At 47.0% G+C, this 23,179-nt stretch carries 20 protein-coding genes; 7 read left to right on the top strand and 13 right to left on the bottom strand.

Going from position 1 to position 23,179, the window contains the following annotated elements:
• Positions 1 to 91: 91 nt before the first annotated feature.
• The 7 genes from H7F15_RS06060 to H7F15_RS06030 form a co-directional block, all read right to left on the bottom strand.
• On the bottom strand, positions 92 to 451 hold the full coding sequence (locus tag H7F15_RS06060; protein WP_185196071.1) for a hypothetical protein: 360 nt from the start codon (positions 449 to 451) through the stop codon (positions 92 to 94).
• 190 nt (positions 452 to 641) lie between these two features.
• A complete protein-coding gene (locus H7F15_RS06055) occupies positions 642 to 1,055 on the bottom strand; it encodes a DUF6691 family protein (protein ID WP_185196070.1) in 414 nt (137 codons plus the stop codon).
• Between the two features lie 114 nt (positions 1,056 to 1,169).
• Positions 1,170 to 1,727, bottom strand: a complete 558-nt coding sequence (locus H7F15_RS06050; protein ID WP_185196069.1) for a YeeE/YedE family protein — start codon at positions 1,725 to 1,727, stop codon at positions 1,170 to 1,172.
• A gap of 72 nt (positions 1,728 to 1,799) precedes the next feature.
• A complete protein-coding gene (locus tag H7F15_RS06045; protein ID WP_185196068.1) occupies positions 1,800 to 2,126 on the bottom strand; it encodes a rhodanese-like domain-containing protein in 327 nt (108 codons plus the stop codon).
• A 96-nt stretch (positions 2,127 to 2,222) separates the two neighbouring features.
• A complete protein-coding gene (locus H7F15_RS06040) occupies positions 2,223 to 3,086 on the bottom strand; it encodes a sulfite exporter TauE/SafE family protein (protein ID WP_185196067.1) in 864 nt (287 codons plus the stop codon).
• 289 nt (positions 3,087 to 3,375) lie between these two features.
• On the bottom strand, positions 3,376 to 4,023 hold the full coding sequence (locus tag H7F15_RS06035) for a Crp/Fnr family transcriptional regulator (protein WP_185196066.1): 648 nt from the start codon (positions 4,021 to 4,023) through the stop codon (positions 3,376 to 3,378).
• A 190-nt stretch (positions 4,024 to 4,213) separates the two neighbouring features.
• Positions 4,214 to 5,557, bottom strand: a complete 1,344-nt coding sequence (locus H7F15_RS06030) for a rhodanese-like domain-containing protein (RefSeq protein WP_185196065.1) — start codon at positions 5,555 to 5,557, stop codon at positions 4,214 to 4,216.
• 364 nt (positions 5,558 to 5,921) lie between these two features.
• Between H7F15_RS06030 and H7F15_RS06025 the strand changes: the two genes are divergently transcribed.
• Entirely contained in the window at positions 5,922 to 6,587 is a 666-nt protein-coding gene (locus H7F15_RS06025; protein ID WP_185196064.1) for an ankyrin repeat domain-containing protein, read from the top strand.
• Positions 6,588 to 6,737: 150 nt separating this feature from the next.
• Here H7F15_RS06025 and H7F15_RS06020 read toward each other — a convergent pair whose 3' ends face one another.
• Both H7F15_RS06020 and H7F15_RS06015 read right to left on the bottom strand, forming a co-directional pair.
• Positions 6,738 to 7,088 carry a DUF779 domain-containing protein gene (locus H7F15_RS06020; protein WP_185196063.1) on the bottom strand — a complete coding sequence of 117 codons (351 nt, stop codon included), beginning with the start codon at positions 7,086 to 7,088 and terminating at the stop codon, positions 6,738 to 6,740.
• 68 nt (positions 7,089 to 7,156) lie between these two features.
• On the bottom strand, positions 7,157 to 8,713 hold the full coding sequence (locus tag H7F15_RS06015; RefSeq protein WP_185196062.1) for an aldehyde dehydrogenase family protein: 1,557 nt from the start codon (positions 8,711 to 8,713) through the stop codon (positions 7,157 to 7,159).
• Positions 8,714 to 8,923: 210 nt separating this feature from the next.
• On the opposite strand from H7F15_RS06015, the gene H7F15_RS06010 reads away from it, so the two are divergent.
• Positions 8,924 to 9,769: an AraC family transcriptional regulator gene (locus H7F15_RS06010; RefSeq protein ID WP_185196061.1), complete on the top strand. Its 846-nt coding sequence runs from the start codon at positions 8,924 to 8,926 to the stop codon at positions 9,767 to 9,769.
• A gap of 149 nt (positions 9,770 to 9,918) precedes the next feature.
• Here the strand turns inward: H7F15_RS06010 and H7F15_RS06005 are convergent, their stop codons facing one another.
• Positions 9,919 to 11,091, bottom strand: a complete 1,173-nt coding sequence (locus H7F15_RS06005; protein ID WP_221627007.1) for an MFS transporter — start codon at positions 11,089 to 11,091, stop codon at positions 9,919 to 9,921.
• Between the two features lie 595 nt (positions 11,092 to 11,686).
• Between H7F15_RS06005 and H7F15_RS06000 the strand changes: the two genes are divergently transcribed.
• Positions 11,687 to 13,477: an arylsulfatase gene (locus H7F15_RS06000; protein WP_185196060.1), complete on the top strand. Its 1,791-nt coding sequence runs from the start codon at positions 11,687 to 11,689 to the stop codon at positions 13,475 to 13,477.
• Positions 13,478 to 13,539: 62 nt separating this feature from the next.
• Entirely contained in the window at positions 13,540 to 14,667 is a 1,128-nt protein-coding gene (locus H7F15_RS05995; RefSeq protein ID WP_185196059.1) for a formylglycine-generating enzyme family protein, read from the top strand.
• A 77-nt stretch (positions 14,668 to 14,744) separates the two neighbouring features.
• Here the strand turns inward: H7F15_RS05995 and H7F15_RS05990 are convergent, their stop codons facing one another.
• A complete protein-coding gene (locus H7F15_RS05990; protein WP_185196058.1) occupies positions 14,745 to 15,560 on the bottom strand; it encodes an SDR family NAD(P)-dependent oxidoreductase in 816 nt (271 codons plus the stop codon).
• Between the two features lie 245 nt (positions 15,561 to 15,805).
• Between H7F15_RS05990 and H7F15_RS05985 the strand changes: the two genes are divergently transcribed.
• Positions 15,806 to 16,312, top strand: a complete 507-nt coding sequence (locus tag H7F15_RS05985) for a cupin domain-containing protein (RefSeq protein ID WP_185196057.1) — start codon at positions 15,806 to 15,808, stop codon at positions 16,310 to 16,312.
• A gap of 186 nt (positions 16,313 to 16,498) precedes the next feature.
• On the opposite strand, the gene H7F15_RS05980 is transcribed toward H7F15_RS05985, so the two are convergent.
• Positions 16,499 to 17,227, bottom strand: a complete 729-nt coding sequence (locus H7F15_RS05980) for a LytTR family DNA-binding domain-containing protein (RefSeq protein ID WP_185196056.1) — start codon at positions 17,225 to 17,227, stop codon at positions 16,499 to 16,501.
• The gene (locus tag H7F15_RS05975; RefSeq protein ID WP_185196055.1) at positions 17,196 to 18,233 is read right to left on the bottom strand and encodes a sensor histidine kinase; all 1,038 of its coding nucleotides are present in this window, start codon (positions 18,231 to 18,233) and stop codon (positions 17,196 to 17,198) included. The genes H7F15_RS05980 and H7F15_RS05975 overlap by 32 nt, the downstream gene beginning before the upstream one ends.
• A gap of 250 nt (positions 18,234 to 18,483) precedes the next feature.
• On the opposite strand from H7F15_RS05975, the gene H7F15_RS05970 reads away from it, so the two are divergent.
• Both H7F15_RS05970 and H7F15_RS05965 read left to right on the top strand, forming a co-directional pair.
• Positions 18,484 to 19,407, top strand: coding sequence for an ABC transporter ATP-binding protein (locus H7F15_RS05970; protein WP_221627006.1), 924 nt, complete (start codon positions 18,484 to 18,486; stop codon positions 19,405 to 19,407).
• Positions 19,404 to 22,994: a M1 family aminopeptidase gene (locus H7F15_RS05965; protein WP_185196054.1), complete on the top strand. Its 3,591-nt coding sequence runs from the start codon at positions 19,404 to 19,406 to the stop codon at positions 22,992 to 22,994. The genes H7F15_RS05970 and H7F15_RS05965 overlap by 4 nt, the downstream gene beginning before the upstream one ends.
• The last annotated feature ends 185 nt before the right edge of the window (positions 22,995 to 23,179 follow it).

The raw sequence follows: 23,179 nt of genomic DNA, 5'->3' as shown, positions 1-23,179 counted from the left end.
ATAGCCACACTTATTGGCTTAGCATAGGTTTGGCATTAACAGTTGTAACTCTAAACAAGCAAGCTGTTAACTGCTATAGGTAAACTATAGTTTAAGAAAGCCGGGGAGGCTCAGGGTCGTACTCGATAGTGGGAGAAAGGTACTTCCGGATATGGGGAAGCCTGTAGCTACGTATAGTTGTAGACGTTTTGTCAGACGCGGATTGCTGCTCCTGAACGATTGCAAACACCTGCTGGCTGCAATCTGAAGCGATACCTGCATTGCTCTGCTGACCGGAAAGTGGATGATGCCTGAGGCATTTTTTAGTACAGGTTCTTTTGCCCGAAAACCTGCTGTATTTGCAGTCCTTTTTCAGCGCTGCCTGCTGTGTAAAGCTTCGCAAACTGTTACTCTTCGGCATTGTGAAGAGCAGTAGTGTGAAGCTTACAAATAACAGCAGGTAGTTTCGCATATTTTTAAGGCGCTATTGTTTCTGCCAGAAAAAGCGCAGACGGTTAAACTTTACTTGAATATGTAAATAGTCAGGTAGCTTTAACAAAGATAGCACTACATTCATTACAATACCGAAAACCTTTTCGGCAAACTTCGGAATCACATCGCGTTCCAGCCACCATTATGTCAATTAGTTTAGCCAGTATTTTTTAATGCGGTAGTCTGTCTTTTACAACACCATAAGTAAAGGTGCCAACTATAGCTCCGGTTATTGCCAGTAAAAATGCCCAGAAACCATGTCCTAAGTTCACGAACAAAGGTCCCGGACAGGCACCGGTCAGTGCCCATCCTAACCCAAAGATGGTACCACCCAGCAAGTAGCGCGAAACCGACTTCTCTTTCGGTGTAAATACGATCGGGTTGCCCTGGTAATCACGCAGGTTGTATTTTTTGATGATGTATGTAATGAGCAGGCCTAACGCCACGGCTGTACCAATAATGCCATACATATGGAAAGACTGGAACCGGAACATTTCCTGAATGCGGAACCACGAAATAGCTTCCGACTTACTCATCACGATTCCGAACAAAATGCCGGCAAGTATAAATTTTAATCCTTTCACGGTGAATTAATTACTAAAGATTAATGATGAATGACTAATTAGGGATGTGTAGTGATTAGTGGAGATTATTATACTCTCCACATTATTCAGTACTCATTACTAATTATTCATTATTTAAAAGATAAGCGGTAGCAGCACGAACGTTGTTATCAAACCTCCGATAAAGAAGCCGATAACGGCAATAAGCGATGGTAACTGCAGGTTGGATAAACCACTGATCGCGTGCCCCGATGTGCAGCCTCCGGCATAGCGCGAACCAAACCCGATCATGAAGCCACCTGAAAGCAGGATCAAAAATCCTTTGACCGTGAAGAGTGATTCCAGGCTGAAAATCTCCATTGGCTGCAATGCCTCCGGTGCCGAAATACCCATTTGGTTTAAGTCCTGTATAGTAGCTTTTGAGATCTGTACAACCTCACCGGTTGACAAAAATTCCGAAGCGATAAACCCACCTATGATGGCACCAACTAAGAACAGCAGGTTCCAGGTCTGAGCACGCCAGTCAAAATCAAAGAAGTCTACTTTTTTACCGGCTCCACAGGCGGCACATATCACGCGCAGGTTAGATGAAAAACCAAACGACTTACCAAAGAATAACAGCAGTGCCATGATCAGGGCGATGACCATACCCGATACATACCAGGGCCACGGCTGGCTTATAAACTCTAACATAAGTGTAAATTAATTTTATAGTTGAGCAGCAGTTGTGCAGGGTAACCAGCTATCTGACTGCTTTAAATACTTTTATTCAGGCCAGGTGCCAATGCCGCCTGCCAGGTTATAAACTTTAAATCCGTGTGCGGTCATCAGATCGCAGGCAGACCCGCTCCGGTTGCCACTACGGCAGAATACAAAGTATTCCGTATTCTTATCCAAGGCAGCGAGTGACTTTACAAATTGCGGAGAAGTAACATCTAAATTACTGGCCGTTGGTAAAGTACCTGAAGCAAACTCTGCAACTGTGCGTACATCTAACAGTTTAGCTTTAGGAGCATTTTCGTACCTGGTTTTAAATGTTTTGCCGTCCAGATCTTCGTACTGTTTCGGGGCGGCTTTAAATAAATTGAACATACTATGGTAAGGTTAATAAGTAAGCTATAGATAAATACTATTACAAATTTCGGCAGTTTACCGGTCGGGTTCAGTGACTTTGGTCACGCAGGCAGGTTAGGCTAAAAAGAGCTCTTTGATAATGATGTAAATACCCATCAGAAGCACAAACCAGCCAAACGAGGTTTTTAGTTTATCAGCATGTATTTTGGTAGACAGGTAAGTGCCGATGAAGATGCCGACGATTGAGATGGTGGAGAAAATACCAAGCAACATCCAGTCAATCTCATAATTGAATACATCGCCTATAAATCCGAACAGCGATTTTACAGCAATGATGAGCAGGGAGGTGCCCACGGCCATTTTCATGTCCAGTTTGCTGAACAGGACCAGGGCCGGGATGATCAGAAAGCCGCCGCCTGCACCCACCAGCCCGGTTAGCGTTCCTACTATCAGCCCCTCGGCCAGGATGCCGCCATAGTTGAATTTTGGTTGCGGGTGTACTTCTGCAGGGTTTGCGTGTTCTACGTCCAGTTCTGTATCTATATTCTCGTCTACTACACCGGCAGGTTCAGCTGGCGCCTCTTTTCTCTTTTTGATCATGGAGATAGAAGCAAACACCATCAGGCCGGCAAACAGGAGCATCAGGAGCACACCTTTCGTTACCATAAAATCACCTGCCTGGAAAATGTTTTCCGGAATGGCCGGCACCAGGTAACGGCGGGTGAGGTATACCGCCACTATAGAAGGTACCCCAAATACCGCGGCTGTCTTCAGGCTGACAAGCCCTTTCTGGTAAAACTTGTAAGAACCAACCAAACTGGTAAGCCCAACTATAAACAGGGAATAAGCAGTAGAGATGACAGGGCTCAGGCCCAGCAGGTAAACCAGAACTGGTACGGTAAGTATAGAACCGCCTCCACCAATCAACCCAAGCGATAAGCCAATAAGCATGGCTGCAATGTACCCAAGTATTTCCATCGTAATTTTAATTATAGAACCATACAAAAGTACTGCAGGCTATCCCTAACTTCAGTGACTCATGTCACAGAGAGGTTTATAGTTTGTGAGTTTAGGAGTTAGAGAGTTAAAGAGTTTAGGAGTTTGAGGAGTACGAATTTTGGGATAAATCTATAGTTTGAGTTTTCTCAATTGAAGGAAAAACACAAATTAAATTAATTCAAAAACTGACTAACTCATCAACTCTTTAACTCTCTAACTCCTAAACTCACTAACTCCCAAACTCACTAACTCCTAAACTCACAAACTCCTAAACTATAGTCAGGTCGTGTACTTCTATGTAGTTTCGGTGTAAGGTGATGGCGCCGGTTTGCTCCAGTTTTTTAAGCAGACGAGAGATTACTTCGCGGGAAGAGTTGAGTTCGCTGGCGATCTGCTGGTGGGAAAGTTTAACCTCGCTGCCACTAACTTTTACGTGTCGTTTCAGGTAGAACAGCAGCCGCTCGTCCAGGCCTTTAAAGGCAATGCTGTCGAGGGTTTGCAGCAGTTCTTCGAAGCGTTGGCGGTAAGAGGCTATAACAAAGTGGTGCCAGGTTTTGTACTTGCCCAGCCATAGTTCCGATAAATGGGAGGGAACCAGCAGCACTTCCGCATCGGTAACAGCTTTTACCCTGATCTGGCTTTTCTCGTTCCGGGCAGTACACATCATCGACAGGGCGCAGGCATTACCCGCTTCCAGGTAATACATCAGGAACTCATTGCCTTCGTCGTCTTCGCGATACACTTTTAATAGACCACGCAACAGCAGAATGGTAGACGTAATGTATTGCCCGGAGCGCATTACTTCTTCACCTTCACTTACTTCTTTCAGTGTACTTTCGGCCAGTAGTTCATCCAGCAGGGAGTCTTCCAGGGAAGGGAATTTTTTAAGTACGAGCTCTTTGGGGATAGTCTGCATGAGATTTCTGTATACGAACTTTAAATTACTGATCTTCCTGTCAATTACCACCTGAAGCGTGGCTTTTGTTTCATTCTGATGTATTGTTAAATCGGCTTTTAAAGAAGTTTGTTTAACTATACGACCTGCACAAGAAACGAAAAGCCGGTATAGTGTGTGTATACCGGCTTTTACAAGTTAACTTTTATTACTAACTGTTTTTGAAATCGTTCACAGCTTCGCTCAGGTCCATTACTATAGTTTCAGGCAATGCGGCTTCTACAATACTGCTACCTGCGGCCGAACGGTAACCGCCTGCACAATGTATAACTATAGGTTTGGTTGCAGGTATTTCATCTGCACGCTCCCGCAGTTCCGGCAACGGAATATTGATCGCATTCTCAAAGAATTTGCCTGCCTTTACTTCGGAAGCATTACGAATATCTACAATCGTATAGTCGCGCGGGTGCTGCCGGAAAGCAGCTACATCAAGCATTGGCGATGTGTAGGCTGCACCGTCATCCAGTACAAAGGCCCCTTTTATCAGCAGTTCATAGCCGATTTTGGCTGCTTTTGAGATCAGGTCATTCAGTTGCGCGTCGCTTTCAGCTGCCAGGTAAAACGGCTCTTCTGGGCCAACTATACTTCCCAGCCAGGTTTCAAACTTGCCACCGTTCTGTATGTTGATCGCCCCTTTGTAGTGTCCTTTCTTAAACACCTTTTCGTTTCGGGCATCCACTATAAGCGCACCTGCTTCCGGTATAAAGTTTTTCTGCAGCCTCTTAACACTATCTATAGTTTGGCTATAGTCTGGTGCCCCTTTTTTGTTCAGGCTTACATCGTATCCAAAGTACTTCGGAATAAACGGCTGGTCTTCTGTCAGTATCTTCACAAATGCATCTTCGCTCATAGGCTGCAAGGCATAGTTACCAATTTTCTCTGCTCCAATTGTGCTGCTGTTGGCATCGCTCAGGGCTTTGCCACACAGCGAGCCCGAACCATGCGCCGGATACACAACCACATCATCATCCAGTTTCATCAGTTTCTCTCTGGTGCTCCTGTACATCTGGCGGGCCAGTTCTTCGCGCTTGGCTGTTATGTTACCGGCATTCTCGCGCAGGTCCGGCCGGCCTACATCCCCGATAAACAAGGTGTCGCCGGTAAATACGGCTTTATCTTTTCCTTCGTGCTCCAGCACAATGCTGATGCTGTCCGGCGAGTGACCAGGCGTATGCAGCGATTTTAGCTTTATATTGCCTATCTGTACTACAGCCCCTTCGTCGAATGCCTGATGCGGGTAATCTGCGCCCACCAGGCTATGCGTGTAAATGGTGGCGCCGGTTTGCTGATGTATCTCCAGGTGTGAGCTCACAAAGTCGGCGTGCGGGTGTGTTTCTATTACACCCACAATGCTGGCACTATGGGCCTGGGCAAAATCGTAATAAGGCTGCGGGTTTCGGGCCGGGTCAATAAGTACTACTTCATTTGTTTCTTCACTTAAAATGGCATATCCGAAGTGAGCCAGTCCTTTGTCTTCAAATTGCTGTATTTTCATATCCTGTTCCGTTTTACTTTTTATACTACTTTCGTTTTACTTCTATCCGGGTTATTTATCCTGAATTTGTAATACAAAGGTAAAGTATAGGGAAAGGCAGTTCAGTGACGATTGTCACATAAGAAAATGGTAATTGATGCTTCATAGTTTGCTGATAAACTATAGTGACGAAACATAGAACTATAGTTTGTGTTAAAGAATTGAAAAGGCAGCTATAACCGAAGCTAAAAGTCATTGGTTTTCAGCTTGCGTACATTACAGGGTACTTAGATTATACCAATTGCTTTGATGAAGCCGTTACGCGTTTGTCTTCTGTAAGAACATTGATCCATTAGGGAAATCTCGTATATCAGACACCTATACTATGAACACAGTGCTATTACTTTTGTCGTTTTTATTGCTCACTTCCTGCCAAACAGAAACTGCTATGCACACACCTGCCACACAAGCCTCCCTGGTGGAAGCCGTTAAAAACAACAAGTTAGATGCTGTTGCAACCGCCCTGAAAAACGGAGCAGACGTGAATACGACCGATAATCAGAAAAGGTCGCTATTACTCCTGGCAACGCATCAGAACAACCTGGATATGGCAAATTTACTGGTAAAACACGGTGCCAATGTAAACCAACAGGACGAGATTAAGGACAGTCCGTTCTTGTACGCCGGCGCAGCAGGGTATACTGACCTTGTGAAACTATACCTGGAAAACGGCGCCCGGTTTGATGTCTTTAACCGCTACAACGGCAGCGCTCTGATTCCAGCTTGCGAGAGAGGACACCTGGAGGTAGTAAAACTGCTGGCCAACACCAAAGGCTTTCCTATAGACCATGTAAACCGCCTGGGCTGGACCGCTTTGATGGAGGCTGTTGTATTGGGAGATGGTTCCCAAACCTATGTAGAGGTAGTACAAACCTTGGTAGATGCCGGCTGCGACATCAACATTCCGGACAAGGATGGGGTGACAGCGCTGCAGCATGCCCGCAAAATGGGATTCACTGCTATAGCCAATGTACTGGAAAAAGCACGCTAAGCCTTCAGGTTATTCAGAATACAATCCTCCTCTAATAGAAGTGAACTATAAGAGCCGCTATGTTAAAGATGGCGGGCTTCTGTGCTAACGTTGGTGTGTACTTATTTTGAGGGGTGCATTCATTACCATACAGGGCAATTTAACTATAAACTATACCTCTCTGGTGTTATCCGATGCGATAAGTGCATTTGTAGTAGCGCTAAAGGCCATGCCCAGCACACTTTCAAGCGAGAAGCCACCACCCATGCCGGGTGCCGCATCCAATAGAAGTTGTGAGTGCTCATAGTATTGGTTCTGCTCTTCCGACAGGTAAAATTCACAGCCTTCCACCTCGCCGATCAGCACGTCGCGGGAGCCTGGTTTATAATCGCCTTTTTCATAGCACATAGGCTGCGAACCTTCGCAGCAGCCACCACTCATGTAAAACATCAGCTCGCCATAGCGCTCCTTCAACTGTCTGATCACTTCTTTTGCTTTATCTGTTACAATAATCTTTTCCATGTTTATAGATGTTAAAAAAATCACCTGAGGAGGCCCCAGGTGATTTCAGGTTAATGACAAACTTTAGATTAAAAGAAACCTTGTTTCTTCTTGTCGTAGGAAATAAGCATGTTCTTGGTCTGGCGGTAATGATCCAGCATCATCTTGTGGTTCTCTCTGCCGTAACCCGACTGCTTGTAGCCTCCAAACGGAGCATGCGCCGGATAGGTGTGGTACTGGTTAACCCAGACACGGCCTGCCTGAATGGCTCTCGGCACCTGGTATAATTCGTGGGTATCGCGGGTCCAGACGCCGGCACCCAGTCCGTAAATGGTATCGTTGGCGATCTCAATGGCCTCTTCGGTTGTTTTAAAAGTGGTCAGTGCCACTACCGGACCAAAGATTTCTTCCTGGAATACACGCATTTTGTTACGGCCTTTCAGGATGGTAGGCTGGATGTAATATCCGTCTGCCAGTTCGCCCTCCAGCTTTTGTGCCTCACCACCTACCAGTACTTCGGCTCCTTCTTCTTTACCGATCTCAATGTAGTTCAGAATCTTCTCATACTGTGGTTTGGATACCTGTGCCCCGATCATGGTCTCGCCATCCAGCGGGTTACCGGCTTTAATGGCTTTCACTCGCTCGATCACGCGGGCTGTAAAGGCGTCGGCTATACTTTCGTGCACCAGGATACGGGTTGGAGCAGTACAGATCTCGCCCTGGTTCAGGGCAAAGAACGTGGCACCTTCCAGGGCCTTGTCAAAGAACTCGTCATCAGCTTCCATTACGGAAGGGAAGAAGATGTTAGGAGATTTACCGCCCAGCTCCATCGTAGACGGAATGATGTTTTCGGAAGCATATTGCATGATCAGCTTACCTGTTGCTGTGGAGCCGGTAAACGCGATCTTGCTTATCCTCGGAGAAGTACCCAGTGCCTTACCAACTTCTGCTCCAAAGCCGTTCACTACGTTCAGCACACCGGCTGGCAACGCATCACCGATCAGTTCCATCAGGCCCAGAATACTGGTTGGGGTTTGCTCGGCTGGTTTCAGAACAATACAGTTACCAGCAGCCAGGGCCGGAGCAATTTTCCAGGAAGCCATCAGTAACGGGAAGTTCCATGGAATAATTTGCCCTACTACGCCCAGCGGCTCGTGCAATACAATGCTGACCGTGTTGGCGTCGTGCTCTGAAATACCACCTTCTTCGGCGCGGATCACACCGGCAAAATAACGGAAGTGGTCTACTACCAGCGGAAGGTCAGCTGCACGTGTCTCACGGATAGGTTTCCCATTATCTATAGTTTCCAGTGTAGCCAGGTACTCCAGGTTGTCTTCGATGATCTGTGCGATCTTTAATAGTGTATTACTGCGTTCCGTCGGCGATGTCTTGCCCCATTTCTGAAACGCATCATGCGCCGCGTCCAGCGCCAGTTCAACGTCCTCCTTCGTGGAGCGGGCTGCCTGCGCGAAAACTTTCCCGTTAATGGGGGAAATGTTGTCGAAGTATTCGCCTTTAACTGGTGGGACAAATCGCCCACCGATAAAGTTGTCGCGTGGTAATTCTTTTCCTTTAAGCTGCGGAAATTTATATAGTTTCTTCTCGGCTTTGCCATTCTCAAGAATGGGTTCTACTAATGTGCTCATAATTTTATATCTTTAAATGTTCTAAAATGAATCTTGCTACTGATTTGCAACTCTTACAAATTTACAACTATACCAGGCGCGAGGGGTAGTACAGAACACCCATAAGGTAGGACAAAAGGGAAATAACCTGACAGCTATAGTTTATAGTTAAGGAAGGTAACCGGGAGAAGCGCCCGATGCATTTGGCGCTATAGTTTTATAACTGATAACATGTTACAGCCTGTGAATCCGGAGAAAGACCTGTTTTTTATAAGCCCGCTGAAGGCCGTACCGCTGTCTTTTTTCGAAAGCCCCTCCCGCGAAGATTATTTTGAAATAGCCTGGCTAAAGAATGAAGAGCCCATTCATTTTATAAAGGATGAAGCGCTTTATATCAAAGGTGACTGGATGTACCTCATTCCGGCCAACCGCTCTCCGCGTCCCAGAAAATCAGGTAAAAATGGTGTACTTATCGCTTTTCATAAATCGGTACTCGACTATGAGGTAAAAGAATTTAGTCTGGATGTGATCAGGCTATTCCTCGGGAAGGGCGTGGGTAGTTTCTCCACGATTTTGCTGGAAGAAGACATGGTATCTGAACTGGAGTGCTTCCTGCGGGTATTACAAAATGAGTATGAGCAGCTGCAAAAGAATTTACTGGTGCTTAAAGCGCTACTGAAGGCATTTCTGTTGAAGCTGATGCAGTACAAAACGCAGAATTTTACAAGCCAGGGCCTGAATGAGAAGCGAATCTACCATTTCCTCTTGTTGCTGGAGAATCATTTCAGAGAAGAAAAGTCGGTATCGTTTTATGCTGATAAACTGAACATAACGCCTAAACGGCTCAACCAGATTCTGAAGCAGAAAACCGGGAAAACCATTACACAGCTATTGCAGGAGCGAGCTATAGTTGAAGCGAAGCAAGAGCTCATCCTCAGCGCGCAAACTATAAAAGAGATCGGCTATAGCCTGGGTTTTGAAGACAGATCTTACTTCAGCAGGTTCTTTAAAAAAATGACCGGACTAACGCCGGAGCAATTCCAGAAACAGGCAAAGGCGAGAATATTTCCTGTTTAGTTTGTGGCAGGTGGGGTAAGTGCCTCTGCCAAATCTTCTCAAACAAACGGTTTTGCAAACTCTCCACTAATCCTTTCAACAAGACCGGGGTAGAGTCATTTGAGAGTAAAAGGCTGATCTTGGGAACACCAACTATAGTTATAGTTCAGTCAACTCAATGTCTTTTTCGCAAGAAAGGAGAGCAGCATGCCCGGTATCGCCAGGGCGATCGCCATGTAAGGCAGGACCATGGGAGAGTATGCGCCAAGCAACAACCCCGCACCCGAAGTTGCAAGCATGATGGATAGATTGAAGGCTGAAGATTGAACTGAAGTGGCAACGTCTTTGGCACTTTCTACCTGCCTGCTTACCGCTGCCTGAAACAACGTTACCAGAGGACCAAACGAAAGTCCCCATAAAAAGAAAGCAGCATGTGCTACCCCGGTAATCTTTCCAAGGAGCAGGAAAATTCCCATTGCAAAAATCAGCAAGGCAAACATCGCGATCGTAAGCAGCCGCAGGTAGGCATCGGTGTATTTTATGGCCAGTAATACAGAAACCAGCGAACCCGCCCCGAAAAGCAATAAAGCACTTTCTGTTCCCCCTGCAAGCTCAATCGCATCAACAAGACTTGTGATATACACATATACTCCATAGTGCGCACTCACCCCGAGCAGGGTAAGCAATAGTACAATCAGGACAGCCGGGATTCTGAGCAGGGCAACTGGAGATGTATTTTGAGTAAGTTTCTCGCCCGGTACGGAAGGCAATGCAAAAATACTTATCAATGCAATGGCGAGGATGCCCAGCCCCAGCACCATGAACCCTGTTTGCCAGCCATATTCGTTACCGATAAAGGTCATGAGTGGCATTCCCAGGCTAATGCCCAGGGTGTTGCCTGCCATTATTACCGCAATAGCTCTTCCGTGATAGTCCTCATGTACCAGGCGCATCCCGTAAGCTGCAATCATCGGCCACATTACCCCGGCACAAATACCACCTATAATTCGCATGAATATGATGACCGTATAGTTCACCGGGAGTGCTGCAACTATATTGGAGACAGCAAAACCTATGAGCAGGACCATTAACAGGAATTTGCGGTTGAATGGCATGGTAAGGGAAACAAGTGGGATCGCGAAAAGAGCCGATGCAATGGCGTAGTAGCCCACCAGGTTTCCGCCCTGCACTTCGGTAATATTCAGGTCGGCCATCATTTGTGGCAGAACACCCGAAGGCATCAACTCAGAAAGAATCCCGACAAAAGTTACGGAAGACATCAGAATCATAAGCAGCCAGGGGAAAACAATTTTTTCCGTAGCTGTTGCACGTGTGGCGCCCATAGTTGATGGTGTTTAAGGCCGTTTAAAAACCGCAGTTATTTTCAAAAAAAGAGGCTTACGTCAGGATCAGAATATCAAACCCTGCACTTTCTTTCCTTTCCCGGCTGAAACTATAGTTCCTTTTCTGACTCTGCAACCTTTTGTGATTTTTATACGGCAGATTGCCCCATTAGCTGGTTGAGAAAAGGCTGTTTGCTGAAAATGATGCATGCGTAGGTTTTTACTTAAAAGCGAAGACCAACCAGCAATTAATGGATATCTGACCATGTTTTAAAAGTACGAGAGGCTTGGGTTGCGGCTTATGAATAGCTGTATTTTATTTTTTATACCGATAGTCGGAGTTGATTTATTATCGTAAATAAATCAGTTACGCATATTTGCGTGCTACTTTAGAAAACTGATCTGCTATCCTGCACCAACTGCTTTGTGTATTTAAAACACCCTGTTTTCAGAAGTATTCTTTTCAGGATGCGGCTGCATTATTTCGCCCTTTTTGTCATTCCCGGAAAGTAACGTGCTCGTCAACTATAGCTGATGGATATTTTGCTTCGTGTTTTGATGCCGGTTCTTTTGTATGCATTAATTGATGAAGGGTATGAAAAAAGCGACCTTTCTGCTCTGCCTGTATAGCGTAGGATTTCTGTTCACCATCTCTTCCTGCGAAAACCGTAAAAAGCAGGACGAAACAGATGCCAGGACAAACACTGGTACTTCTGCCAACCAGTCTAAACCGAATGTGCTGCTGATCGTGGTGGATGACCTGGGTTACTCGGACCTGTCACCTTTTGGCGGAGAAATCCGGACTCCCAACATACAGCGATTAGCCGATAATGGGTTGATTGTGCAACAGTGCTATACTACGCCGCTCTGTGCGCCCTCACGGGCAATGTTCATGTCGGGTATGGATAACCACATTAGTGGCATTGGTGCCATGCCACCGTTTCAGGCAGCCAGCCAGTACATGCAGCCCGGCTACGAAGGCTATCTGAACGACCGTGTTATGACGCTTCCGGAGGTGCTGCGGGAAAACGGTTATCATACCTACATGAGTGGCAAATGGCACCTGGGGCACGAAGAAGGCAGGCGTCCTTTCGAGGAAGGTTTCGAACGCAGCTTCTCATTCCTGGGCGGAGGGGCGAGCCATTTCAGCAACAGCTTTCCTTTAGGGCCAGAAGAAGTGATTCACACGGTATACTATGATGATAGTGTAAAGGTGAAAAAGCTGCCGGATGATTTTTACTCCTCCAACTACTACGCCGACAAAATGATCCAGTACATTACCGAGCAAAAGGACGATCGCCCTTTCTTCGGTTACCTGGCATTTACGGCACCCCACGATCCGCTGCATGTACCAGACGACTGGATGAATAAATACAAGGGCGCATACGACAAAGGTTACGACCACATCCGGCAGGTACGGATGGACAACATGAAAAAGCTTGGCCTCATACCGAAAGACCTTCCAATAAACCCGGGCTCAGGGGAATATAAAAAATGGAATGAGCTCTCGGCGCAACAGAAGAAGGTAGAGGCCCGCAGGATGGAACTATACGCTGCCATGCTGGAAATTATGGACCTGGATATAGGACGCGTGCTGGAGGCCCTGCAAAAGGAAGGCAAACTGGAAAATACCATGATCATCCTGATCGGTGATAACGGAGCCAACCCCAAAGATCCGTCGTTTTATAAAACGGACATGAAGCCGTTTGACAACAGCCTGGAAAACATGGGCAAACCAAATTCCTTTGTATCGTTGCAAGGGGCGTGGGCCGAAGTAACCGCTACGCCTTATTCATATTTCAAAACCACCACAGGCGAGGGAGGTGTTCGGGTGCCACTTATCATCTCCGGGAAGGGCGTAACTATAAAAGGCGTGGATGCAACCAATAAAATTCTGGGCACTGATATTATGCCCACACTGCTCGAGATTGCAGGAGCCAAACGTCCTGATACGTATAAAAACAACAAGTTAGCCGCTATGACCGGTACCTCATTCAATAAATTATTGGGTAATAAGCAAAGTACTGTTCGGGATGAGAACGCCGGCTACGGAATTGAAAGCCTGGAAAACAAGGCCTACTACAAAGGAGACTGGAAGATCCGGTTCCTGATGCCGCCTTTCGGAAAAGGAAGAGACTGGCAATTATTTAATGTGAAGGAGGACCCCCGCGAAAAGCAGGACCTTGCCAGAAAAAATCCGGAAAAGCTCCAGGAACTGTTAGGCGGCTGGAATGAATATTCGCAGAAAGTAGGGTATATACCCTATCATGGTGGCAGAGCCTATAGTGTGCTGGGACCCGAAAACTTTTTTAAAGCGAAACTGGATTCCACCAATAAAGCCCTCATCGAAAAGGCTTCTCTGGAACTGCAACGCGGAGGAGAGTAGGGCGCAGAATCGTGCTCTTTCAACTATAGTTTAATAGATGGATTTAAAATTAAACTGCTTATATGGTGATCTCTGCCAGAAAACTTTCTCTGATATTTTGCAGTGTGTTCTGCCTGGCTGTGTCCTGCCAGCAGGAAAGTACACCGGAAGAGAAAACCTTTTTAGCGGATGAGGCACCTGCTTCCTGTCATGAAAATCTGCCTTCCCGGTTTACAGGAACCGCCACGCCTGTGCCTGTGAAGCGAGGCAAAGTGTCCCATGAAGGAATGGTGTGGATAGAAGGAGGAACATTTTATATGGGGGCGGCCGATACAGAAGGAAGGCAGGACGAGTACCCCTTGCACCAGGTAAAAATAGATGGCTTTTGGATGGATGCTACTGAGGTTACCAATGCTCAGTTTGCCAGCTTTGTAGAGGCCACCGGCTATGTGACCACGGCCGAACGTGCGCCGGATTGGGAAGAAATCAGGAAGCAGTTACCGCCTGGCACTCCAAAGCCTGACGATAGCTTACTCGTGGCAGCTTCGCTTGTGTTTTCCCCACCATTACATACACAGTCACTACAGGATGCGAGACAATGGTGGACCTGGACAAAAGGGGCCAGTTGGCGGCACCCACAAGGGCCGGGCAGTAACCTGAAGGGCAAAGAGCACCACCCCGTCGTGCATGTGTCGTGGGACGATGCAGTGGCTTATGCTACCTGGGCCGGGAAGCGGTTGCCGACGGAAGCTGAATGGGAGTTTGCCGCACGTGGAGGAATTGAGAATCAACCATTCCCCTGGGGAGCGGAGCCAGTGGAGAAAGGAAAACCGAAAACCAATACCTGGCAGGGTCAGTTTCCAATTCATAACAGCAATTGGGATAGACATACCGGTTTAGCCTCCGTCAGTTCTTATGCCCCGAATGCCTATGGCTTGTACGATATGGCAGGCAATGTATGGGAGTGGTGTGCTGACTGGTATGATGCAGATTACTACAGCAGCCTGGGAGAAAAAGTAACTCATAACCCGAAGGGGCCAGCCAGCAGCAATGACCCGGCAGAGGCCTTGGTTCCAAAGAAGGTTATGCGGGGCGGGTCCTTTTTATGCAACGACTCTTACTGCAAGGGATACCGGACATCGGCCCGCATGAAATCTTCACCTGATACAGGGTTGGAGCACACTGGTTTCCGATGCGTTGCCTCGCGGTAAGTAGAAGGAATAGGTTACCATGTTATGAATAACTACATAAATGGATCTTACTACAGAATAATACCAGTCAGCTTCGCTTAGCCAAAAGCAGTGGATACGGAGCCGCCATCCACGCGGTAATTGCTGCCGGTAATGTAACTGGCCTGTTCGGAGCACAGAAAGGCAATAACGGCTGCTACTTCACTGGCTTTGCCGCGCCGGTCTACCACAATGTTCTCACGCTTGTTCTTCAAAAACCAGCTAATGGCTTCGTCTTCCGTAGAATGTCGCTTTTCAGCCAGTTCCTTAATCATAGCGTCTGTCATGGGAGTGGCCACATAAGCCGGCGATACACAATTGATCATGATTCCCTGAGGCGAGTATGCTTTGGAGAGGCACTTGGTCAGGTTAATGATTCCGGCTTTGCAGGCATTGTAGGGGCTTTCCTCCTCGTAAGGTTGCAGGGCATTTTCAGAAGCGATCAGCACGATCCGGCCCCATGATTTTGCCAGCATCTGCGGGATAAAAGCGCGGCAGACACGCACGGCCCCCATCAGGTCTGTATCTATAGTTTTAAACCAGTCTTGGTCGCTGAGGGACAGGAAATCGCCGGCAGCGCCCCGAATACCGGCACTGTTCACCACAATATCCACGCCGCCGAATCTCTCCTTAGCCTGCGCCGCCAGTTGCTGCACTTCCTCATACCTGGTCAGGTCTGCCGTTACGGCAAGCACCTTCGCTTTTCCTTTTGCCTGGGCACGCACTTCTTCCGCCGCTTTTTCCAACTCGGTTTCTGTTTTATCGTTCAGGACGATATTCACGCCTTCGGCTGCCAGCATTTTAGCGGTTGCCAAACCAATACCGGAATCAGCACCAGTTACAACCGCTGTCCGGCCGTTTATTTTCAGATCCATTATCAAGCTTTTTTACTCCTGTACCCGCATTCAGAAGAATGTCTACTTTTATGTTAGACACCTGCCTTCGTAAAAGGTTACATGGCAAATTAGTAATTCCATCCTGATCGCATCAGCCGGTGCTCTCGTATACTATAAGTATATTTTTCCCCTCTGTTGTTTCAGATATTACCTCATATAAGTTTATTCGTATAGCGCATTTCCGTTTATTTCCCTCTACATGGGCATAATTAATTAATACAACTATGAAGAGCTTAAGTAAACTACTTGCCTGCCTGCTTTTTGTGCTAGGTTTTACCCTGCAGAGTTACGGGCAGGACCACTCCAAAATGCAGGCGCAGGACCATGCAGGCCATAAAATAATAACAAAAGAGCAGGTGAAGTGGTCGGATGGCCCGGCAGGGTTGCCGGCCGGTGCTAAAATGGCAGTGCTGGCTGGAGACCCCTCGAAGGAAGGACCTTTTACCATGCGGCTGATGTTCCCTGCCAATTATAAAATAAGCCCGCACTGGCACCCGACAGCCGAGCACGTAACCGTAATTGAAGGAGACCTTTACATGGGCATGGGCGAAAAGCTGGATATGAATGCGGCTACTAACCTGAAAAACGGTGGGTTTGCTTTGATGCCAGCTAAAAGTGTGCATTACGCCTTTACAAAAGAACCAACTATAGTTCAGATCCATGGAACAGGACCTTTCCAGATCACTTATGTTAATAAAGCGGATGACCCCAGAGGTAAAGAGAAACTGTGATTAACGGGAAAGATTTTAATACTTTGCTTTAATAGCTCGTTGAGCAAATAACTATCGAGTGTAATGCTTTGGATACAATAACCTATAGTTGGAGGGATAGGAGTATCGAGCCTTACTGTTAAGGATTTAATGGTTTCTGATTAAACTATAGTTAGAAAGTATATACCAAAACTATAGAAAGCCGCTTCAGGCCAGCCCTCTCAGTTTTTTGTAAAAGCTATCATTATAGGTATCGCTTATCGGGATGATCTGATCTGCTATCCGGATACGGTTTCTTTCGATGTGATCTATCTTATCTATAGCTACCATAAAAGACCTGTGTACGCGGGCAAAATCCTGAGCAGGTAACAGTTCTTCCAGTTTGGCAAAGCTCAGCAGGGTCATGATCTTTTCTTTGGCTGTATGAATTCTGAGGTAGTCTTTCATCCCTTCAATGAAAAGAATTTCGTGGGTTGCAACTTTTTGGATACGGTGCCCTACCTTCAGAAAGATGTATTCCTGTTCACTTTTCGGTTCTGCTTTAGCTTCCGTCTTTTCCGGTAGCTGCCGGCTGACCTGTTCCTGGTACAGGCGCAGTACGCCTTTATAAAATCTTTCAAAAGAAAAAGGCTTCACCAGGTAATCCTTTACCTCCAGTTCAAACGCTTTCAGGGCATACTGGTCGTAAGCCGTTGTGAGTATGATCATTGGCTTCGGGTTCAGCATCGGGATAAAGCTTAGCCCATCCAGATCCGGCATGTTGATGTCCAGGAAAAGCAGGTCTGGTTTGTCTCTGTCTAAGTGGGCAGCCGCTTCAATAGGGCTCATAAAGGTGCCCTTTAGCTCCAGAAAAGGAACCTTTGCTACATACTCTTCCAGTATTTCCTGGGCCAGATGTTCGTCATCAATTATATAGCAAGTTAGCTTCTCTTTCATTTACCTGTAAGTGTAAACCGTGAATTGTTAACGTAACTATAAATACTTCATCTGAACTATAGATGTCCAGTGTGTGCTGTCCCGGGTACAACAACGCCAGTCTTTTCCGAACATTCGGCAGACCAATTCCGCCTGTTTCTTCCAGCTTATTCCCCCGATTCTTTTCCACAGGATTTTGTAAACGGAAGGTAAGTGTATTTTCCTTTAACGTTACGCTCACTTTAATATCGCCCGGTTCCAGTCGTGCAGGGCTGTGTTTGTAGGCATTTTCAATGAGATGGATGAACAGCAATGGCGCTATATGACAGAATTCCAATTCTCCTTCAACTATAAGATCTACAACCGGGCTCTTTTTATACCGGAGCTGCTGTAAGCTCACATAGTCCTGCAGGTAGTTCATTTCCCTTGAAAGTGGAACCGTAGGGGCATTGGATTCATAGATCATGTAGCGCATTAAAGAAGCCAGGCGCATGACAGCCTCCGGTGCGGCCGGAGCCTGTTTGTATACCAGTGTATGAATGTTATTGAGCGTGTTGAACAGGAAGTGCGGATTGATCTGAGATTTCAGGTAATATAGTTCTGCCTGCACAGCCTGCTTCTCCAGCTGCTCTTTCCTGATGGTATTAAGCACCAGGTTCTCTGTGATCCTGGCCAGCCAGCTGAGGAAGAGAAAAATCGGTACAATAGAGAGCAGCGCCACTGGATAGTACCCAAGAAAAGGATCCCGGTTATCCTGCTCTCTATAGTTTAACAACATATAAAGAAAAGGCCCGCTTAAGATGATTCCTGTCAGCCTGAGGAAGTAAGCACCCTTCTGGTTTTTACCTAAGTAGCGGGTCAGGAGCCAGAAGTGGCTGTAAAAAACATACAAACTCGTCAGGATGACTCCCGCGGTGGCAACAAGCCAATCCGGATTGTCCTGGCTTAGTTGCAAGGCCAGCAGCAGGCTAAGCAAGGTCCAGAGACCTATATGGATCAGCGTGAATACCTTTTTAATTCGGTTCATAAGACAAAGATATTTTTTCCTGACACTCTGTTATTACCTACTCGGCAATTGCCTTATACCACTCTACGAATTTGCTTCTTTATTCTGCAAGCGCTTTGGCGGAGGCAAAACTATAGTTGGCAGATTACTTTACAGAGATAGCATATCGCTTTTCATATTCCGGTTCTGCGTCTTTTCCTTTATTCTGAAAATGAGTGGATTGTGCTGTCAAAGTACTGTCCTTTCTTCAGGTAAGATAAATATCAGAACTATGGAAAATCAACAGATCCACCTGTCTATCCGCAATGTCTCTAAAACTTACGCCAATGGTGTAAAGGCATTGAACAAAATTAACCTGGAAATTCCTTCTGGCATGTACGGCTTATTGGGCCCTAACGGCGCCGGAAAGTCTACGCTGATGCGTACGCTGGCCACGCTGCAGGAACCTGATGAAGGCAGCATTTACCTGGGCGAAACAGATGTGTTGCGCCAGAAGGAGGAAGTGCGCCAGACACTTGGTTACCTGCCGCAGGAATTCGGGGTTTACCCGAAAGTGAGCGCGGAGGAGTTGCTCGATTACTTCGCAGTCCTGAAAGGCATTATGCAACGTGCTGCGCGCAGGGAAGTAACGGAGCGGCTACTTAAACAAACCAACCTATGGGATAAACGGAAACAGAAATTGGGAGGATATTCCGGGGGCATGAAGCAACGATTTGGCGTAGCAGTGGCCTTGTTGGGTAACCCGAAACTATTGATCGTGGATGAACCAACGGCTGGTCTTGACCCGGCGGAGCGCGTCCGTTTCCTGAACCTGTTAAGCGAAGTAGGAGAGAACAGTGTGGTCATCCTTTCTACCCACATCGTGGAAGATGTAGCAGAGCTTTGCACTAACATGGCTATTATCAACAAAGGGGAAATACTACTACAGGCCAATACCCAACAGGCGGTAGCTGGACTGGAAGGTAAAATCTGGCGTAAACTGACAGCTAAAAATACGCTTCCAGCAATAGAGCAGGAACATCGGGTTATTTCTGCCAAACAGCTTAGCGGGCGCAGCCTTGTGCATATTTATAGTTCGGAAGATCCGGGTAACGGATTTGAGCTGGTGGCACCTGATCTGGAAGATGTGTACTTCAGTACCATGACCGGAAATTATGTACAACCGCAGCAAGTAGAGGAGGCGATACAACTATGAAGTTCCGGAAGATTTTTCAATTGGAGTTCAATTACCAGTTTCGCAGCGTTCCTGCCTGGCTATACTTCATAGTGCAATCAGCACTTGCCTTTCTCTGGATGGTAGGTAATTACGTTCATGATGCGCGGGATGGTTATTTTTTGTTCAATGCGCCTATTGTGATTGGAGCCGTTACAGTTTTAGGCTGCGTGGCGTGGCTATTGATAGGAGCATCGGTGGCAGGCAGTGCTGCGGCGCGCGATACAGAGACAAGGATGTTCTCCCTTACTTATACAACCTCAGCCAGTAAAGCTGAATACCTGGGAGGCAGGTTCCTGGCAGCTTTTCTGATCAATTCTATCATCCTGTTTGGCATTCCGCTGGGTATTCTGATCAGTTTGTACTGTACGGGCGTTGAACCGGATATCATGGGTCCGTTTAGGTTATCTGCCTATCTGACCACTTTTTTCTATCTTATTCTGCCCAACACGCTTATTGTAACGGCCATCCAGTTCTCGCTGGCTGCGCTCACCAGGCGGGCAATGGCAAGTTACCTGGGTGGAGCTTTGCTCTTTGTAGCCGCGTTTATTCTGGGGCAGTTGTTGCAGGACAAAGGAGAATGGGGAAACTTAATAGATCCCGTAGGTTTCACACCTATCCAGAGCCAGCTGTCGAATGAGTGGAGCCCGCAGGAAAAGAACACGCGCCTGCTCGCACTGGAAGGCACGCTGCTTCTAAACCGCCTTTTGTGGCTTAGCGTCGCAACAGGTATGCTGATACTAACCTACTTTCGATTTCGGTTCACGTTACCGCAAGCAGGCCAGAAACAGAAGCAGTCTGTTCAACCAGAAACAACAGATGCAGGGCTGAAGTGGGGAGCTGAAGGAGCAGGAAATGCTTTGCCGCAGATCAAAGGGATATTTTGCTTTACTACACACTTACGCCAGTTGCGTTTCCTCACCTGGAAAAGCTTTTTACAAGCTGGCAAAAGTTTTACGGGCCTTCCGCTTTTGGCAGCCCTGGCCTTTGCTGCCTCCCTGACCCTGGAAGGAAATCTGAAGGCAAAGGGCGTTCCCGTACTTCCAAGAACCGACTTTATCCTCAATCTGCTGACGGCGCCCCTGACAGAAATTCATTTTTTCTACCTTATCATCACCTTGCTGACGATTTATTATGCCGGGGAGCTGGTGTGGCGGGAAAGGGAAACCGGCCTGAGTGAAATTACGCACACAACCCCGGTGCCGGAATGGGTACTTTTCCTGAGTAAGTTTTTGGCACTTAGCCTGCTGTTATTGGGATGGATGGCCTTCCTGATGCTGGCCGCAATATTTGCGCAGACAGGCAGAGGCGGCAGTCCTGAAATAGGTCTTTACCTCCAAGGATTCTTCGGGTTGCAGCTGATTGATTGCGTCCTGTTTGCGCTGCTGGCTCTTTTTGTGCACGTGCTTGTCAATCAGAAATTTGTGGCTCACTTAGTAGCGCTTCTGGTATATGGGTTCATCGTTTTTGCTCCCCATTTAGGCGTAGAGCACAAACTGCTAATTTATGGGGCCAGCCCACAATGGACGTATACTGACATGGCAGGTTACGGCGTTTCCCTGGCACCATGGGTATGGTTTAAACTATACTGGGTAGCCTGGGCGCTACTGGTAGCTGTGGCTGCAAAACTGCTCTGGGTACGAAGCCGGGAAGGAAGTATAAGAGCGCGATTCCAGCTGGCCCGTGGACGTTTTAGCCGTTCTACAGCCCTGGTAACCATGGCGTCGGCAGGTCTTGTTCTTACTTTGGGCAGTTTCATTTTCTATAATACCAATGTGCTCAATACCTATACCTCTTCCTCTGAAACTATAGAGCAACGTGCCGACTATGAAAAGCTATACCGACAGTATAAGAACCGGCCACAACCACTATTGACCAGTACCAAACTATATGTCGAGATTTATCCGGCGCAACGGAAGGTAGATATTAGCGGCACTTACTATCTGGTAAACAATACAGAATCAACTATAGACTCTATTCATCTGGGTACTGCCCCGGGCGTTCAGACCAGAAGGATTACGTTTGACAGGCCGGCAAAAAGGGTTTTAACCGATGAGAAATTAAGACATCATGTTTATACCCTGCACACACCGCTTCAGCCCGGAGACTCACTGCGACTCAGTTTTGAAGTACATTCTGAAGCGAAAGGTTTTACGAATGCCGGAGCAGAGGCCGCTGTGATGGCAAATAGTACCAACTTCCGGAATTACGAATGGCTGCCCGCCATTGGCTATCAGGATTACCGTGAGCTGGATGATGCTGGTTCCAGAGCGGAGTATGGTCTTTCGCCCCGACCTGTAACTTCTTCGCTCCATGATGAGAAGGCACGGCTAACTGCCCCTTTCGCGGAGCGGATCTCTTTTGAAGCTGTGGTAGGCACTGCTGCTGGCCAGACCGTGGTAGCGCCCGGAACTTTGCGCCGCACCTGGACCAAAGGCAACCGGAAATACTTCCATTATGTGACAGATGCTCCTATCCGGAATGAGTATAATTTATTCTCAGCTAACTATGCCGTGCATGAAGACCAATGGAAAGATGTAACTATACAAATTTACTATGACCCGGGGCAAACCCAGAACCTGGAACGGATGGCGCGCAGTGTAAAGGCATCCCTTGCCTATTATACACAGCAGTTTGGTCCGTACCCGCACCGGCAGATCAGGTTTGTGTCGTATCCCGGCTATGATTTTGGAAACCATGCGGCTCCTGTTAACATTACTGCTCAGGAAGGATTTTTCCTGTTAAACCCGATGAAGGACGAACGGGGCTTTGACCTGGTAACGGCAGTAGTAGCTCATGAAGTAGCACACCAGTGGTGGGGCAATCAGGTTGATCCGGCTTTAGTGGAAGGAGCAGGACTACTATCTGAAAGCCTGGCCTGGTATTCGGCGATGGGGGTATTGGAAGAAAGTTATGGTTCAGAACACCTTCAGAAATTGCTTCATTTTTTACGGGAAGAGTATGAAACCCCACGCACCTGGGCGTCGGTCCCTCTGCTTCAGGCCACTGACTGGTACCATATCTACCGGAAGGGCCCTTTTGCATTGTATGCTCTGAGCAATTACATAGGCAAGGAGCGTGTGAATGGAGCGCTTCGAAACTTACTTCAGAAGCATGCAGCAGGTAAGCCACCGTTCCCTACATCACTTGACCTGTACCAGGAGCTGAACGTAGCAACACCAGACTCACTCAAACCACTGTTGCACGACCTTTTTGCAGTTAACACGTTTTGGGAACTTAAGACAATGCAAACTATGGCTAAGCAGACCAAAACAGGAGACTGGCAGGTTACCCTAAATGTGCGGACCCGCAAGTTTAAAGTAGACAGTATTGGGGTTGAGACTGAGTTACCTTTAAATGATTGGATAGAAATTGGTGTATTCAGCGCTGCGAAAGAAGGGGAGGAATTAGGGAAACCTCTCTACCTGCAAAAGCATAAGATTCGCTCTACCGAACAAACTATAACATTACTGGTTCCTGAGAAACCTGTCAGTGCTGGCATTGATCCACGCTACCTCTTAGTAGATTGGGATGTAAAAGATAATGTGAAGGAAGTTATACATAAATAGTTTACAGCCTCCATTTAAACACCTAAGTATTAATATTTTGCTTTTCTGTTAGAATGCAGAAAAGACAATCGGAGGAGATAGATTATAAGAGCCGTTCCATCAGTTATGGAACGGCTTTTTAATAGTAGCAGGTCCAAGGACAGAAGTAATAAATCGCTCGCACAAAAAGCAGGTTGCTTTAAATA

The organism is Pontibacter sp. Tf4 (assembly GCF_014212495.1).
Classification (GTDB): Bacteria; Bacteroidota; Bacteroidia; order Cytophagales; family Hymenobacteraceae; genus Pontibacter.
This window is presented reverse-complemented; position numbering and strand designations above follow the sequence as displayed.